General features: G+C 52.9%; 13 protein-coding genes. 9 read left to right on the plus strand and 4 right to left on the minus strand.

From position 1 onward, the window contains the following. Positions 1 to 135 precede the first annotated feature (135 nt). Positions 136 to 669: an outer membrane protein OmpX gene (gene ompX / locus J1785_RS12070; RefSeq protein WP_013574702.1), complete on the plus strand. Its 534-nt coding sequence runs from the start codon at positions 136 to 138 to the stop codon at positions 667 to 669. A gap of 94 nt (positions 670 to 763) precedes the next feature. On the opposite strand, the gene J1785_RS12075 is transcribed toward ompX, so the two are convergent. Genes J1785_RS12075 through J1785_RS12085 form a run of 3 tightly spaced genes read right to left on the minus strand, consistent with a single transcriptional unit; the run spans position 764 to position 2812 of the window. Then, positions 764 to 1528 (minus strand): molybdopterin-dependent oxidoreductase, encoded by a 765-nt coding sequence (locus tag J1785_RS12075; protein ID WP_217219485.1) that lies wholly within the window; start codon positions 1526 to 1528, stop codon positions 764 to 766. After that, on the minus strand, positions 1521 to 2162 hold the full coding sequence (locus tag J1785_RS12080) for a cytochrome b/b6 domain-containing protein (protein ID WP_217139058.1): 642 nt from the start codon (positions 2160 to 2162) through the stop codon (positions 1521 to 1523). Before J1785_RS12080 ends, J1785_RS12075 begins: the two co-directional genes overlap by 8 nt. 26 nt (positions 2163 to 2188) lie before the next feature. Next, positions 2189 to 2812, minus strand: a complete 624-nt coding sequence (locus J1785_RS12085; protein WP_129952419.1) for a hypothetical protein — start codon at positions 2810 to 2812, stop codon at positions 2189 to 2191. A gap of 213 nt (positions 2813 to 3025) precedes the next feature. Between J1785_RS12085 and J1785_RS12090 the strand changes: the two genes are divergently transcribed. From J1785_RS12090 to J1785_RS12105, 4 genes are all read left to right on the plus strand, one after another. Then, positions 3026 to 3700, plus strand: coding sequence for a heavy metal response regulator transcription factor (locus tag J1785_RS12090; protein WP_129991247.1), 675 nt, complete (start codon positions 3026 to 3028; stop codon positions 3698 to 3700). Then, on the plus strand, positions 3693 to 5129 hold the full coding sequence (locus J1785_RS12095; protein WP_129991246.1) for a heavy metal sensor histidine kinase: 1437 nt from the start codon (positions 3693 to 3695) through the stop codon (positions 5127 to 5129). The genes J1785_RS12090 and J1785_RS12095 overlap by 8 nt, the downstream gene beginning before the upstream one ends. A gap of 232 nt (positions 5130 to 5361) precedes the next feature. Continuing rightward, complete coding sequence (eptB, locus tag J1785_RS12100; protein ID WP_217219486.1) at positions 5362 to 7038, plus strand: kdo(2)-lipid A phosphoethanolamine 7''-transferase; 1677 nt, start codon at positions 5362 to 5364, stop codon at positions 7036 to 7038. Positions 7039 to 7177: 139 nt separating this feature from the next. After that, entirely contained in the window at positions 7178 to 8290 is a 1113-nt protein-coding gene (locus J1785_RS12105) for an endonuclease/exonuclease/phosphatase family protein (protein WP_129991245.1), read from the plus strand. 109 nt (positions 8291 to 8399) lie between these two features. Here J1785_RS12105 and J1785_RS12110 read toward each other — a convergent pair whose 3' ends face one another. Continuing rightward, the gene (locus J1785_RS12110) at positions 8400 to 10454 is read right to left on the minus strand and encodes a choline transporter (protein WP_129952424.1); all 2055 of its coding nucleotides are present in this window, start codon (positions 10452 to 10454) and stop codon (positions 8400 to 8402) included. A gap of 235 nt (positions 10455 to 10689) precedes the next feature. Here J1785_RS12110 and betI point away from each other — a divergent pair, with 235 nt between their 5' ends. The 4 genes from betI to J1785_RS12130 all read left to right on the plus strand — a co-directional run bounded on the left by betI (position 10690) and on the right by J1785_RS12130 (position 15061). Next, positions 10690 to 11289, plus strand: a complete 600-nt coding sequence (betI, locus tag J1785_RS12115; RefSeq protein WP_129952425.1) for a transcriptional regulator BetI — start codon at positions 10690 to 10692, stop codon at positions 11287 to 11289. A gap of 44 nt (positions 11290 to 11333) precedes the next feature. After that, entirely contained in the window at positions 11334 to 12803 is a 1470-nt protein-coding gene (betB, locus tag J1785_RS12120) for a betaine-aldehyde dehydrogenase (RefSeq protein WP_217139062.1), read from the plus strand. Positions 12804 to 12826: 23 nt separating this feature from the next. Next, on the plus strand, positions 12827 to 14512 hold the full coding sequence (betA, locus tag J1785_RS12125; RefSeq protein ID WP_129952427.1) for a choline dehydrogenase: 1686 nt from the start codon (positions 12827 to 12829) through the stop codon (positions 14510 to 14512). Between the two features lie 90 nt (positions 14513 to 14602). Continuing rightward, positions 14603 to 15061, plus strand: a complete 459-nt coding sequence (locus tag J1785_RS12130; protein WP_129952428.1) for a GNAT family N-acetyltransferase — start codon at positions 14603 to 14605, stop codon at positions 15059 to 15061. Positions 15062 to 15368 lie beyond the last annotated feature (307 nt).

Raw genomic sequence — 15368 nt, forward strand, 5'->3', positions numbered from 1 at the left:
GGATAGGACTTACTGGAAACTTCCTGTTACACCATATGATGCTTTGGACACCTTAATTGAGGCAGAGTTTCACACTGGTTTTTGTTATATTTTCAAACGTGAAGGTTACTTTGGTTTCTCTTTTTGAGGTGGTTTATGAAAAAAATTGCATGTCTTTCCGCATTAGCTTGCGTAGTTGCTCTGGGCGTTTCTTCCAGCGCTTTCGCTGACACCAGCACCGTAACTGCTGGCTACGCTCAGGGTGACGCACAAGGCGTTGCTAACAAAGCAAACGGCTTCAACTTAAAATACCGTTGGGAACAAGATAGCAACCCACTGGGCGCTATCGGTTCTTTCACTTACATCGAAGATGACAGCTCCCCGGCATCTGGCGACTACCGTAAAGCACAATACTACGGTCTGACTGCTGGTCCTGCTTACCGTCTGGCTGACTGGGTTTCCATCTACGGTGTTGTGGGTGTTGGCTACGGTAAATTCCAGTACAACGAAGCAGCAGCATCTACTGCTAACCGTGAAAAAAATGACACCAGCGATTACGGCTTCTCTTACGGTGCTGGTCTGCAGTTCAACCCAATCCAGAACGTTGCTCTGGACGTGTCCTACGAACAGTCCCGTATCCGCAGTGTGGATGTGGGTACCTGGATCGCAGGCGTGGGTTACAGCTTCTAATTCTTCGCCGCAGCGTAACGCTTTGCCGTTACCCTCCCGCGAAAACGAAAACCGCTCAGCTGAGCGGTTTTTTTATGCCTGTTTTTTATACCTGTCAAATTCCGCTGTACCAGTTATAGCCCTGATCTTCCCAGTAGCCGCCGGGGTATTCATTGGTCACGAAAATCGCGCCGATATGCTTGGCGTTTTTAAAGCCGAGTTTGGTGGGCATGCGCAGGCGTAACGGATAACCGAAATCGGGCGGTAAGGGTTTACCACCAAAATCCAGCGCCAGAATGGTTTGCGGATGTAGCGCCGTTGCCATATCGATACTGGAATAATAGCGGTCATCGCATTTGAAGCCCACATATTTGGCCGTCAGATCCGCGCCAACCTGTTGCAGGAAGGTTTTCAGCGGCACACCTTTCCACTGACCAATTGCGCTCCAGCCTTCAATGCAAATCAGCCGGGTGATCTGGCTTTCCTGTGGCAGGCGCTGTAATTGTTCCAGCGTCCACGCAGCTTTCTTTTGTACCAGACCCGAAACCTCCAGCCGGTAATTAGGGATGTCGATTTCCGGTACGTTGTATTCGGGGTAATAAGCGTTGAAACGAAATGGCGTGGTGATCTGATCCGCGCGGTAGGTTTGCGCCAGTTTCTGGCCGCCGAACAGCCAGCTTTGAACCCGGTCATTCCAGCGGGACATTGCCCATAGCACCTTATCGACCTGATCACTGTCCTGCAAATTGCAGCCCGTCAGCATCGAAACGGCACCGAGCGTCAGCCCTGACCGCAGTAATAAACGGCGCTGGACATTGACCAGTTGTTTGCGCTGATCGGGCTCAAGAATAATTTTTGGCCGTTGTGGTTTTTCACTCATCGGCGTGGTCCTCCGTGCTTATTTTTTTGCCGCCGGTCAGCATTGCCACGAAGGTTTCAGGCACCAGCAGGACCATCAGTACGTGAATAATGACAAACAGCAGCACGCCGCTCATCGCAAAGAAATGCACATAACGCGCGATATCAAAACCGCCAAACAGCCAGACCAGCCCGCTGAACTGCACCGGTTTCCAGATGGACAAACCCGACAGCACCAGCAGTGCGCCCAGCAATAAAACTCCGCTGTACATCAGCTTTTGCACGGCGTTGTACTGACCGGGCTTGTGAGGGAGCCTGAATGTCAGTGCACGAACGGTATCGCGCCAGACAGAGCGGGGCGAAAAGGGGAAAAAGTCACGCCTGAAATGATCGCTGAAAATACCCCACACCAGATAGAGCAGGGCATTGGCCGCCAGCAGCCACATCACCGCCAGATGCCAGGCTATATTGCCGCCCAGCCAGCCGCCGAGTGTGGTGTTTTGCGGAAAAGTGAAAGCGAAAAGCGGATCGGCGTTATAAATCCCCCAGCCGCTCATCACCATGCCGATCATTGCCAGCACATTGATCCAATGACAGATACGAACCGGCCAGGAATGGATCCGGCGTTTTCGGGGTAATGAGAGCTGAGGTTTCACGCTTAATCTCCTGTTGACTGGCCGGATTACATCGGAGGCGCGATGCCGTCTTTACCGGCAGCAATACCCCGTGCAACCAGCGCACCTTTGTCGTCTTTCATGGCAAACAATACGATTTTAGTGCCCGGTTTCAGCAGGCTGCGGTCGCCCGGTGCCAGCAGAACAACCGGCACATCGTCAGGCACGACGACAGTTTTCTCAGCATCGTGATATTTCACGGTCAGGGTGCGGCCGTTGCTGTTCACCAGCTTGCCGACGGTGCCGTTGGTCATGGTATTGATTTTGCCATCGGCGGATTCAAACGGATTGAAGCCTTCACCGCTGCCGCGCAGGCTGGGTGCGAAGACGTGGACCTCCAGCGCTTTCAGCGTGCCGTTAGCCTGCGGAACGGCTGCCGTCCCGATAAAGCTGTCCGCTTTGATATCGCTGATGTTGCCTTTGGTGACGGCATTGATTTTGGTCTGATCGGTCAGTTTAACGTCAAGTTTTTCACCCTGACGGGTGGTGATTTGTACCGATGAGTCATTAACTGAATCAATGGTTCCGCGTGTGGGTTTAATCACATTATCGGCGGCAAAAGCGGATGTCATCCCGCTGCACATCAGCAGGGAACCCAGTAACAGACCAGCGATACGTGTTGGTGCATTCATAATTAACTCTCCATTTTCCAGCGTTATTTCATTCTGTTAGATGAATCACTGAACCTGCCAGTGATGGATAACTTCCTTAAGAGTGGACGATAAACCGGTATTGGCTGATGACAAATTGATGACAAAATTGTCATCAAAGATGACTGACGAAACTGATAAACTTTCAGATGAATCATTCTTTAGGTGAATGGTCATACGGCGCTGGGGGCCTGAATGCGAATACTGGTGATTGAAGACGATGTCAGTACAGGCGACTACCTGAAAAAAGGACTGACAGAAGCAGGTTACAGCGTGGATCTGGCGCGTAACGGTGCTGATGGCCTGTTTCTGGCGCTGGAAGACGGTTACGATGCGGTGATCCTCGATGTTATGCTGCCGGGGCTGGACGGCTGGCAGGTGATGGAAGTCCTGCGCAAAAAAAGCGACGTGCCGGTGCTGTTTCTCACCGCCCGCGATGAGGTGCAGGATCGCATTCACGGGCTGGAACTGGGCGCTGACGATTATCTCATCAAGCCGTTCTCCTTCACCGAACTGGTGTTGCGTATCCGTACATTACTGCGCCGCCCGGCCACCCGCGAACCCGATATCTATTCGGTGGCAGACCTGAATCTTGATGTGTTGCGCCGTCGTGTCACCCGTCAGGATCAGGCCATTGCGCTGACCAACAAGGAATTCATGTTGCTGCAGTTGCTGATGCGTCGCGAGGGGGAAGTGCTGTCGCGGACGATGATCGCCTCACAGGTCTGGGACATGAATTTCGACAGCGATACCAACGTGGTGGATGTTGCCATTAAGCGCCTGCGTGGCAAAGTTGACCGCACCTTTGAGGTGAAACTTATCCATACCGTGCGCGGGATTGGTTATGTGTGCGAAGTGCGACATGACTGATCGGCAATTTACTCCACTCCCTGAGCGCGGCATGTCGCTGACGCTTCGCGCCACCTTACTGTTTGCGCTGATCGCCTCACTGGTCGTTAGCGCTGTTGGTTTTTATCTCTATTACTCGATGGATAAAGAACTGGTACGCCGTGCAGATTATCAGGTCAGCGGCCGCGTTCAGTATTTCCGTCATCTGCTTGCCAACGAATTTCCGCTGTCGCAGCTCAGCCGTAATCCCGGCCTGTTTGAAAATATGCTCGGTAACGAGCGCGATATCCTGACGTTTCGTTTGTCCGGTGAGAAGCCGCTGATCAACGTCAATCCATCCCGGCTGGAATTGCCGCCGGTGGTGGCCGTGCCGGACGGTCATCCGCTGACGCTGAATACAGTGCATCACCTCACCGCACCGGATGGCACGCCGGTACGCTTTGCCCGTGCGGCGGTACAAATCCAGGACGGGCGGACGGTTGAAATCACCGGCGCGCATTTCATGACCGAGGAGTCGCATCTGTTACAGACTTTTCGTTGGGAAATTACCGGGGCGGTGCTATTCGCTTATTTGCTGATTGCCGTTCTGGGTTATCTGGTGATCCGCCGCGGATTACGGCCGCTGCGCAATATGGCGCATGAGGCGGCGCAGATCCATCCGGCCAGTTTGTCTACGCGACTGTCTTCTGAAAATGCACCGCAGGAATTGCAGCAATTAATTTATTCTTTCAACGATATGCTCGACCGGCTCGCCGGAGGGTATCAGCGACTGACGCAATTTTCCGCCGATCTGGCGCATGAAATCCGTACGCCGGTAGGGGCGCTGATGGGGCATTGTCAGGTGGCGTTATACCAGCCGCGCACGGTGGAAGAATATGAAACACTGCTGGCGAACAATATGGAAGAGCTGGAACGTATTTCCCGTATGGTGGAAAACATCCTGTTTCTGGCGCGGGCTTCAGATGCGCGCTCCGTCCTGACCATCACCACGATTGATGTTTCTTCTGAAATGACCCGTATTCAGGAATATTTTGAGGGTCTGGCGGAAGAACGCGGTATGACGCTGAACGGTAAAGGTACAGGCGTGCTGTATGCCGATGCCATGTTGTTCCAGCGTGCACTGAGCAATCTGGTTGCCAATGCAGTGCGTTATGGCCGGGAGGGAAGTCCGATTGAGCTGCGCGCTGAACCGCACGCCCGGGGCATGGATATTCATGTGATCAGTCAGGGCGATCAGGTTCCGCCGGAAAAATGTGCAAAACTCTTTGATCGTTTTTATCGGGCAGATGCCTCACGCAGTGAAGGCGGCAGTTCCAGCGGTCTTGGATTATCGATTGTTCAGGCCATCATGGCATTGCATCGCGGAAGTGTAAGCATGACCAGCTCAGCACAGGGAGAAACATGCTTCACGCTGTCTTTTCCCGGGGCCAATCATAAGTTTCCTCAATAGTGACTCAATAAATGAGAAAAATTGTGTAAAATAGAGGGGAATCCTTCATTTTCATGTTATTGAAATATAAGGAATTCGTTAAGTTTGTTACATTATCACATTGGAACTCGTCATTCAGTTTGAACGAAAATGCCCAGCCCGGAGTCTGAATGTCCTAAGGAGTGGGGTCCCACCTCCGGTACGAGCGGTCAGTACGACGCAACCAGACTCACAAAAGAGCCAGTTATTTCTAATGCATAAAATTCGTTCACTTTCGCAACAGAGCATTTCTTTGTTCATTGCACTTTATCTCGGGCTTCTGCTAAACCTTCCGATTTTTATCCGTCGTTATCAGCAATTGCAGTATGACAATGCCTTGTCGATTGCTGTTGAAATGGTGGCCTGTTTTGCGCTGGTCTACTTCCTGTGTATGTTGCTGTCATATACCGGAAAAACGGTTTTCCGTGTGCTGATGAGCGCCATCGTGATTTCTTCTGCCGCCGCCAGCTACTACATGATTCTGTTTAACGTCGATATCGGCTACGGAATTTTAGCGGCGGCGCTGGCGTCTGATTCCATTGATTTATCGAAAGAATCCATCGGGACACATTTCATCGCCTGGACAGTACTGGTGAGTTTGTTGCCGGTGCTGTTGCTGTGGCTGGGCAAAATGCCGGGCGCGGCACTGAAACAAACAACCCTTAAAAAACTGGCGGTCAGAACCTTGCTGCTCGCGGTCTCCGGCCTGCTTTGTTACATGCCGCTGCAACTGATGGGCAAAGTGCAGGATCGCCACGACATCGTGAACAACCGCATGATGGCGAGTTACGGCGGTGTGGTGGCCGGAACCTATTCGCCATCCAACTGGCTTTCAGCACTGGGTTTATATTCTTACAGCAGCTACAGTCAGGCGGAAGACACCAAAAATCTGTTCGATCCGGCCAAACACTTCACGTATACCGCACCAGCGGATGCCAAAGATATGTATGTGGTGTTTGTGATCGGTGAGAGCGCCCGCCGCGACCACATGGGGCTGTATGGCTACGATCGTGACAACACGCCCAATCTCGACAAAGAGAAAAATCTGGTCGCCCTGCAGGGTTATTCCTGTGACACCGCCACCAAGCTTTCCCTGCGCTGTATGTTTGTGCGTGAAGGCGGGGCCTCTGAAGAACCCCAGCGTACCCTGAAAGAAATGAACGTATTTTCCGTGCTGAAAAGCAATGGCTGGAGTTCAGAGCTTTATTCTATGCAGAGCGAAGCCTGGTTCTATAACAAAACCCGTGCGGATGATTATTCGCTGCGTGAAAACATTGCCTCTGAGAAACGCAACGCCGGTAAACCGGTGGATGACATGTTGCTCATCGATGAAATGAAAGACTCGATGAACAATCATCCCAAAGGTAAGCACCTGATTATCCTGCATACCAAGGGGTCGCATTACCTGTATTCAGACCGCTATCCGCGTTCTTTTGCCAAATATAAGCCGGAATGTATGGGCATCGATGATTCCTGTTCTACCGAGGAAATGATCAACGCTTACGATAATTCCCTGCTGTATACCGATTACTTCCTGTCACAAGTGTTTGATCAATTGCGCGACAAGAATGCGATTGTGTTCTATGCCTCCGATCACGGTGAGTCGATTTCCAAAAGCATGCACTTCCACGGTACACCGCGTGATCATGCGCCGGCTGAGCAACGTGCCGTGCCGATCATGGTCTGGGCATCAGACAAATTCCTGTCCAATGATCAGAACAAGGCCAGTTTCGAACAGCTGCAAAAACTGGCTGTCGCGAAAACGCCTGTTTTCCATGAAAAGCTGTATGACTCTATTCTGGGCTGTATCGGTTATACCTCGCCAAATGGCGGGATTGTCGAACAGCATAACTGGTGCCATGTGCCTGAACAGGCCGCCGCAACAAAATAATCCTGGCTAAATCTGTCGCCTTTTTCTGATCAGGGGAGAAGGCGGCGACATCTCCCTGTTTTTCAGTCACAATCGGTTAACAACAAATACCCGTCTATGGCGGGTATTATTTTTGCTTTTTTATCAGGGTTGATAACCGATGCAAGCGTTACGAATCATCATTTGCGGACTGACGGTCATTATGACTTTGCTGACGCTCCTTCCTCTTTCTAAAAATCAGCGCTGGTGGGTGCGGGTCTGGGATTTTCCGCGGTTACAGATGGCCTCCCTGTGTCTGTTTTTTTTGCTGACCGAACTGGCGATCATGCCGTTCGGTGATGCGATCACCACCACCGTTATCATCCTGACCGTGGGATGCATGGCGTATCAGAGCTGGTGGATTTTGCCTTATACCCGCCTGTATCCGGTTCAGGTGAAGAAAACGGTCCCCAACGGCCATTCGCGTATCAAGATCATGAACAGCAACGTGCTGACCACTAACCGTGATCCGGAAAAATTACTGGCGCAGGTCAGGCATTATCAGCCGGATATTCTGGTGCTACTGGAAACTGATCAGTGGTGGGAAGATCAGATGGCAGAACTGGATGCCAGTTATCCGCACAGCCTGCGCTGCCCGCTTGATAATCTGTACGGTATGCATGTGTATTCGCGCCTGCCGATGCACGCAGCGAAGATTCAGTATCTGGTGGCTGATGACATTCCTTCTATGCATTTTCGCGCTGAACTGCCGTCGGGTGAGCGGGTGATTTTGCACTGTCTGCATCCGATGCCGCCCAGCCCGACCGAAGCGGATGAATCTACGTCGCGTGACGGTGAGCTTATCGCCGTCGGTCATACCGCCGCCAAAGCGCTTTACCCGACGATTGTCACCGGTGACCTGAACGATGTGGCGTGGTCGCGCACCACGCGCCTGTTTATGAAAATCAGCGGCCTGCTGGATCCGCGTCGCGGTCGCGGCATGTACAACACCTTCCACGCCAGTTATCCGTTCCTGCGCTGGCCGTTGGATCATGTTTTCCACAGCAAAGATTTCACACTGGTTGATCTTAAACGTCTTGAATTTATGGGCTCAGATCACTTTCCTATCCTGGTCGAACTGGCACTCACCCCTGCTCAGGGAATCGATCAGGAATCACTGGAAATCGACAGTGAAGATATTGAGGAAGCGGAAGAAAAACTCTCCAGTGCCGGGGTGAAAAGTCATGATGTGCACAAAGCTGAAAAGCTTAACCAGCCGGTTTACGCACATTAATCACAATCCGCGAACGTGAGCGGCTGCCGCTGTTAATGCCGTTCCTTCGGGGAAAGGAGTCAATGCGTATAAAAAAACCCGCATTGCGCGGGTTTCTGACGGGCTTGTATCAGACCGGTTGTTCGGGGAAGGTGAGGGTGTTTCCCGGCGCTTCGCGGTTGATATGCAGGAAGTTCAGATGACGTTCGTACTGATCCAGAATGTCATTGATGACCTGATGTTTGGTGAAGTCCATCAGGTCGTTGCCCTGTGTCCCTTCAAGGAGGAAAGTTTCCAGACGGTAATAATGTGATTTACCGGCGCGTGCGCGATAGGTAAAGGCAGGCACCGCATAGCGTACCGGCCAGATCTGATAGACAAAATTCTGCTCTTCGCCCAATGCGACCTGTAATTCCAATGGCCCGATTTTCTCGTCTTCCTGCGGCCCGTGCTCGGTAAACGTGACTTTTGCTCCGCGCAGTTCCAGTTCCAGCGCCACTTCCTGCATGGCAGGACGACATACGGTGTCCATCATTTTCTGCGTATGGCGTGTGCCCGGATAATTCATCACCCGTGACAGGCGCTGCTTCCAGTTCAGCGCCGCGTCGCTGGTGGCAGGCAGCGGTGCCAGAGTCTGCTGGGTACTGGCGCGGCGGTAATCCTCCAGGCGCAGTGATTTATACAATCCTGCCATGATGAAGAAAATCACAAAGCTGAACGGCAGACCCATAATCACCGTGGTGTTTTGCAGCGCGGAAACCCCGTCTGTCATCAGCATCCCCAACGTCAGCACACCGATGGTGACAGACCAGAAAATCCGCAGCCAGTTTGGGGCATCGTTGTTAATGTCTGCCAGTTTCGAGGTGAAGTTACCCAGCACCAGCGAGCCGGAATCGGCCGAGGTGACATAAAACAGCAGGCCGGTGATGGTCGCAACGGACGCGCTCAGCGTAAAGCCCGGATACTGCGCCAGCAGGCTGTAAACGCCGCGTTCAGGGTGTGAAATCACTTCGTTGGCGAAATCCAGATTGCCATGCAGGATCTGATACAGCGCACTGTTACCGAAAATTGACAGCCACAGCAGGGTGAAGACGAACGGAATGATCAGCGTGCCGAGCACGAACTGACGAATGGTGCGTCCGCGTGAGATACGCGCCAGGAACAGGCCGACAAACGGCGACCATGCTACCCACCAGGCCCAGAAAAACAGCGTCCAGCTGTTCATCCATTCCGTCGGGCGGTCAAAGGCAAAGGTGTTAAGCGTCATGCCCATAAAGCGGTTGATGTAATCGCCAATATTGAGCACCAGCGCATTGAGCAGGAATTCGGTATTGCCGAAGAACAGTAAAAACAGAATCAGCCCCAGCGCCAGCAGCACGTTAAGTTCCGACAGAATACGGATGCCTTTGTTAACACCGGATGTCACCGACACCGTCGCCATAATCACAGAAAGCAGGATCAGTGCGGCCTGCACGGTCAGGTTTTCCGGAATGTGGAACAGCACTTTCAGGCCATAGTTAAGCTGTACCACACCAATGCCGAGCGTCGTGGCGATACCGAAAATAGTGCCGACCACGGCAGCGATATCCACACTGTGGCCGATCGGGCCGTTAATGCGCTTACCGAAAATCGGGTACAGCGCCGAACGTATCGTCAGCGGCAGATTATAGCGGTAGCTGAAATATCCCAGTGCAATCCCCATCAGCGCATACATCGCCCAGCCGGTCAGACCGTAGTGGAACAGCGTCCAGGTCATGGCCTGTCGCGCGGCTTCCAGCGTTTGCCCGTTTCCTTCCGGTGGCAACATGTATTGCGTCACCGGTTCAGCAACGGAAAAGAACATCAGGTCGATACCGATACCCGCAGCAAACAGCATTGCGGCCCAGCTCATCATGCTGAATTCGGGTTTGGATTGTTCAGGGCCCAGTTTGATCGAACCAAAACGTGAACAGGCTATGAACACTACAAACACGATGTACAGCGTAGCCGCCAGCATGTAATACCAGCCGAAGGTGGCCGACACCCAGTTAAGGGTCAGGCTGATCCATTTTCCCGATAAACCGGTGAAGAAAATGGTCATTAATGTGAAGGCTAAAATCAGCCCGGCGGAGGTGAAAAACACCACCTTGTTCAGCTGGTCGCGCGGTTTTTCGCTCTTTTTCTCTGTCGTATTGGCAATCGCCATCTTTTCCCCTGTTATGTTAATTAATCACTATTTTTCAATAAATTGGATGCTTTAAGGTTCCAGGATTCATACAAATTACTAACGTATTGGTAATAAAATATATGCATTTTTAATTGAACGTTCAATCAAAAAAAAGTTAAATAGAGGGCGTCAGAGCGTTGAAACAAGGTTGAGCAGGAGCGCAAAAAAAGGCTGTTAAGCGCGTTCAACCCGCTCATTTTCAGGAGCCGGAACCATGCCTAAAGTAGGAATGCAGCCCATCAGGCGGCAGCAATTAATTGAGGCAACACTGGCCGCAGTGAACGAAGTCGGGATGCACGATGCGTCGATTTCGCAAATTGCCCGCCGTGCTGGCGTCTCAAATGGCATCATCAGTCACTACTTTCGTGACAAGAACGGTCTGCTGGAAGCGACCATGCGTTATTTACTCAGTCACCTGGGGGAAGGCGTACAGTTGCGGCTGTCGCAACTGACGGATACCGCACCGACGGCGCGGTTGCATGCGATTGCCGAAGCCAACTTTGATGACAGTCAGACCAACAGCGCGGCGATGAAAACCTGGCTGGCCTTCTGGGCGAGCAGCATGCATCACCCGCAGTTGTACCGGCTGCAACAGGTTAACAGCCGCCGGCTCTATTCAAATTTATGTGCTGAATTCAGACGTTTTCTGCCAAAAAATGAGGCGCGTCTCGCGGCGCAAAGCACCGCTGCATTGATTGATGGCTTGTGGCTGCGCGGGGCCCTCAGCGGTAAAGCGTTCAACCACGCTGAGGCGATGCAAATTACACACCGCCATATTGAATCGCAGATCGCACCGCATGCCATTGAGCAGTAAACCGGGCTGAAAAATTTCAGACCGCACAGACCGAGGAGAGATATATGTCCCGCTACGGCAAGCAAAAACTTTATATCGACGGGCGTTTTCAGGACAGCACCGGGGATGAAACCTTCGACGCAGTCAATCCGGCCAACGGCGAAGTGATTGCGACCGTGCAATCCGCCACGCACGCGGATGTCGATCTGGCCGTGAGATCCGCGCAGAAAGGCCAGAAAGTCTGGGCTGCGATGACTGCCATGAGCCGCGCCCGTATTCTGCGCCGCGCCGTGGATATTTTGCGCGAGCGCAACGACGAACTGGCGGCCATTGAAACAGCCGACACCGGTAAGCCGCTTTCTGAAACACTGGCCGTGGATATCGTCACCGGTGCGGATGTGCTGGAGTATTACGCCGGGTTAATTCCGGCAATTGAGGGGCAGCAAATTCCGCTGCGTGATTCGTCATTCGTCTATACCCGCCGCGAGCCGCTGGGCGTGGTCGCCGGTATCGGTGCATGGAACTACCCGATTCAGATTGCCTTGTGGAAATCTGCCCCTGCGCTGGCAGCCGGTAACGCGATGGTGTTCAAACCGAGTGAAAACACGTCACTGACGGCCCTGAAACTGGCTGAAATCTACACCGAAGCCGGTGTACCGGATGGTGTGTTCAGTGTGGTGACGGGTGCGGCCAGTGTCGGCCAGGCGTTAACGGAGCATCCGGATATTGCCAAAGTCTCGTTCACCGGCGGCATTAAAACCGGCAAGAAAGTGATGGCCAGCGCCTCGGCTTCCACACTGAAAGAAGTAACCATGGAACTGGGCGGTAAATCGCCGTTGATCATCTTTGATGATGCGGATCTCGATAAAGCCGCCGACATTGCCATGATGGCGAATTTTTACAGCTCCGGTCAGGTATGCACCAACGGTACCCGGGTGTTTGTACCCGCCGCATTGCATAAAGCGTTCGAAGCCAAAGTACTGGAGCGGGTGAAACGTATCCGCTCAGGCGATCCGACCGATGAAAACGTCAACTTCGGCCCGCTGGTCAGTTTCGCGCATATGGAATCAGTGCTGCGTTACATCGAAAGCGGCAAGCGTGAAGGGGCGACTTTACTGACAGGCGGTGAGCGCATCACGACCGGCGAATACGCCAAAGGCGCCTACGTCGCGCCAACAGTATTTACCGACTGTCGTGATGACATGCTGATCGTCCGGGAAGAAATTTTCGGGCCGGTAATGAGCATTCTGACCTATGAAAGTGAAGAAGAAGTGATCCGCCGTGCCAATGATACTGACTATGGCCTGGCCGCCGGGCTGGTGACGCAGGATCTCAACCGTGCTCATCGCGCGATTCATAAACTTGAAGCCGGGATCTGCTGGGTGAACACCTGGGGCGAATCCGCCGCAGAAATGCCGGTCGGTGGCTACAAACATTCCGGTGTCGGGCGTGAAAACGGCCTCACCACGCTTGAGCATTACACCCAAATCAAATCCGTGCAGGTCGAACTGGGCGAATTCAGCTCAGTATTTTGATCCGCTGCAACAGAGGAGATTCAATGGATTACGATTACATCATCATCGGTGCGGGTTCTGCCGGCAACGTACTTGCTACCCGTCTGACGGAAGACAGCAATGTGACCGTTTTGCTGCTGGAAGCGGGCGGCCCGGATTATCGTCTGGATTTTCGCACGCAAATGCCTGCGGCGCTGGCGTTTCCGTTACAGGGACGCCGTTACAACTGGGCGTATGAAACCGACCCGGAACCGCATATGAATCACCGCCGCATGGAATGCGGGCGCGGTAAAGGTCTGGGCGGTTCGTCGCTGATTAACGGCATGTGTTACATCCGCGGTAACGCAATGGATTTCGATAACTGGGCGAAAGCACCGGGTCTGGAAGACTGGAGCTATCTGGACTGTCTGCCGTATTTCCGTAAAGCAGAAACCCGCGATATTGGCCCGAATGATTTCCACGGTGGCGAAGGGCCGGTGAGTGTGGCGACACCTAAAAACGGCAATAATCCGCTGTTTGGCGCGATGATAGAAGCCGGTGTGCAGGCGGGATATTCGCGCACGGATGATCTGAATGGGTTCAAACAGGAAGGTTTTGGCCCGATGGACAGAACCGTAACGCCAAAAGGCCGCCGTGCGAGTACGGCCCGTGGCTATCTGGATCAGGCCAAACCGCGCGCCAATCTGACTATCATAACCCACGCGCTGACCGACAGGATCCTGTTCGACGGCAAGCGTGCGGTAGGTGTCAGCTATTTCCACGGTGACGAATACAACGCCAAAACAGCGAAGGCGAAACGCGAAGTGTTGCTGTGCAGCGGCGCGATTGCCTCTCCGCAAATTCTGCAACGTTCCGGTGTGGGTGCGGCTGAACTGCTAAACCGTCTGAATATCCCGCTGGTACACGACCTGCCGGGCGTCGGCGAGAATTTGCAGGATCATCTGGAAATGTACCTGCAATACAGCTGTACGCAGCCGGTCTCTTTGTATCCGGCATTACAGATGCATAACCAACCGGCGATTGGTGCTGAATGGCTGTTTAAAGGCACCGGCACCGGTGCCAGCAATCAGTTTGAAGCGGGCGGTTTTATCCGCAGTCGTGAAGAATTTGCCTGGCCGAATATTCAGTATCACTTCCTGCCGGTGGCGATTAATTACAACGGCAGTAACGCAGTAAAAGAGCATGGTTTCCAGGCGCATGTCGGTTCAATGCGTTCCCCAAGTCGTGGCCGCGTTCAGGTGAAATCGAAAGATCCGCGCCAGCATCCGAGCATTTTGTTTAATTACATGGCGACGGAGCAGGACTGGCAGGAATTCCGTGATGCTATCCGCATCACACGTGAAATCATGAATCAACCGGCGCTGGATCCTTATCGTGGCCGCGAGATCAGCCCGGGCGAAAATGTGCAGACTGACGAAGAGCTGGATGCCTTTATCCGTGAGCATGCGGAAACCGCGTTCCATCCGTCATGCTCGTGTAAAATGGGCACTGATGAGATGGCCGTGGTCGACGGAGAAGGGCGTGTTCACGGATTGCAGGCGCTGCGCGTCGTTGACGCGTCCATCATGCCGCAGATCATTACCGGTAATCTGAATGCGACGACGATCATGATTGCCGAAAAGATTGCCGATAAAATTCGTGGCCGTCAGCCATTACCCCGCAGTACTGCGCAGTATTACACCGCAGGCGATGCCCCGGTCCGTACCCAGCCGCTAAAAAAATCTGCCTGATCAATTAGCTGTAAAACCGGTGTTAAAAAGAGATATTCTCAGGAATATCTCTTTTTTTTGGCTTTCAGAAAACAGGCAGGGCATTCATTGATGAGCGGATTATCATCACTTCACTGGCAGGATTACCATCACAGCGAACTGAGCGCGGCGCAGCTTTACGCCATTCTGGCACTGCGAAGCGAAGTGTTTGTGGTGGAACAAACCTGTATTTATCAGGATATCGACGGGCAGGATCTGACCGGAGAAAACCGTCATATCGTCGCCTGGCTGGAGGGAAAACCTGCCGCCTATGCACGAATTTTACGTCATGCGGAAGACGTGGCTATCGGCCGGGTGATTGTCGCGCCTTCCGCCCGTGGCCTGAAACTGGGCCATCAGCTGATGGAACAGGCACTGGCTGCCTGCCAGAAACACTGGCCGGGTGAGCGCGTCGCGATTTCCGCTCAGGCGCATTTACAGGGCTTCTACGGCAGACTGGGGTTTGTGGCGTATACCGAAATTTACGATGAAGATGGGATTCCGCATGTGGGGATGGAGTTGAGGATTTAATCTTCAACTTCAACTTCAACTTCAACTTCAAAGTCAAAACCGTGGGTTGCCACCCACACTGGCCTTAAGGGTGGCTTATCGCCGCCACCCTTAAGAATCCCTGGCTCTTAAACTGCGCGTTGCCGCTCGCTGACTATGTTTCATCAACCACAGCGATAGCCGCAAAATCCCGCCGCTGCGCGGTTCCCTCCGTTCGGGTTACAACCCGCGCATAAAAACGCGCGGTTTTTCACCTCTCCTGCGGCGTGATTTTGGAACCGGCCTCAGGCTTCAACTTCACAACCTCACCATATTTGATTTGAAAAAC

It is taken from the genome of Rahnella perminowiae (assembly GCF_019049755.1).
Lineage (GTDB): Bacteria > Pseudomonadota > Gammaproteobacteria > Enterobacterales > Enterobacteriaceae > Rahnella > Rahnella perminowiae.

Excerpts from the sequence above, each read along its gene's own strand:
- J1785_RS12095 (WP_129991246.1), top strand. The coding sequence starts at position 3,693 with ATGACTGATCGGCAATTTACTCCACTCCCTGAGCGCGGCATGTCGCTG.
- betI (WP_129952425.1), top strand. The coding sequence starts at position 10,690 with ATGCCTAAAGTAGGAATGCAGCCCATCAGGCGGCAGCAATTAATTGAG.
- betA (WP_129952427.1), top strand. The coding sequence starts at position 12,827 with ATGGATTACGATTACATCATCATCGGTGCGGGTTCTGCCGGCAACGTA.
- betB (WP_217139062.1), top strand. The coding sequence starts at position 11,334 with ATGTCCCGCTACGGCAAGCAAAAACTTTATATCGACGGGCGTTTTCAG.
- ompX (WP_013574702.1), top strand. The coding sequence starts at position 136 with ATGAAAAAAATTGCATGTCTTTCCGCATTAGCTTGCGTAGTTGCTCTG.
- J1785_RS12085 (WP_129952419.1), bottom strand. The coding sequence starts at position 2,812 with ATGAATGCACCAACACGTATCGCTGGTCTGTTACTGGGTTCCCTGCTG.
- J1785_RS12075 (WP_217219485.1), bottom strand. The coding sequence starts at position 1,528 with ATGAGTGAAAAACCACAACGGCCAAAAATTATTCTTGAGCCCGATCAG.
- J1785_RS12105 (WP_129991245.1), top strand. The coding sequence starts at position 7,178 with ATGCAAGCGTTACGAATCATCATTTGCGGACTGACGGTCATTATGACT.
- J1785_RS12130 (WP_129952428.1), top strand. The coding sequence starts at position 14,603 with ATGAGCGGATTATCATCACTTCACTGGCAGGATTACCATCACAGCGAA.
- eptB (WP_217219486.1), top strand. The coding sequence starts at position 5,362 with ATGCATAAAATTCGTTCACTTTCGCAACAGAGCATTTCTTTGTTCATT.
- J1785_RS12090 (WP_129991247.1), top strand. The coding sequence starts at position 3,026 with ATGCGAATACTGGTGATTGAAGACGATGTCAGTACAGGCGACTACCTG.
- J1785_RS12110 (WP_129952424.1), bottom strand. The coding sequence starts at position 10,454 with ATGGCGATTGCCAATACGACAGAGAAAAAGAGCGAAAAACCGCGCGAC.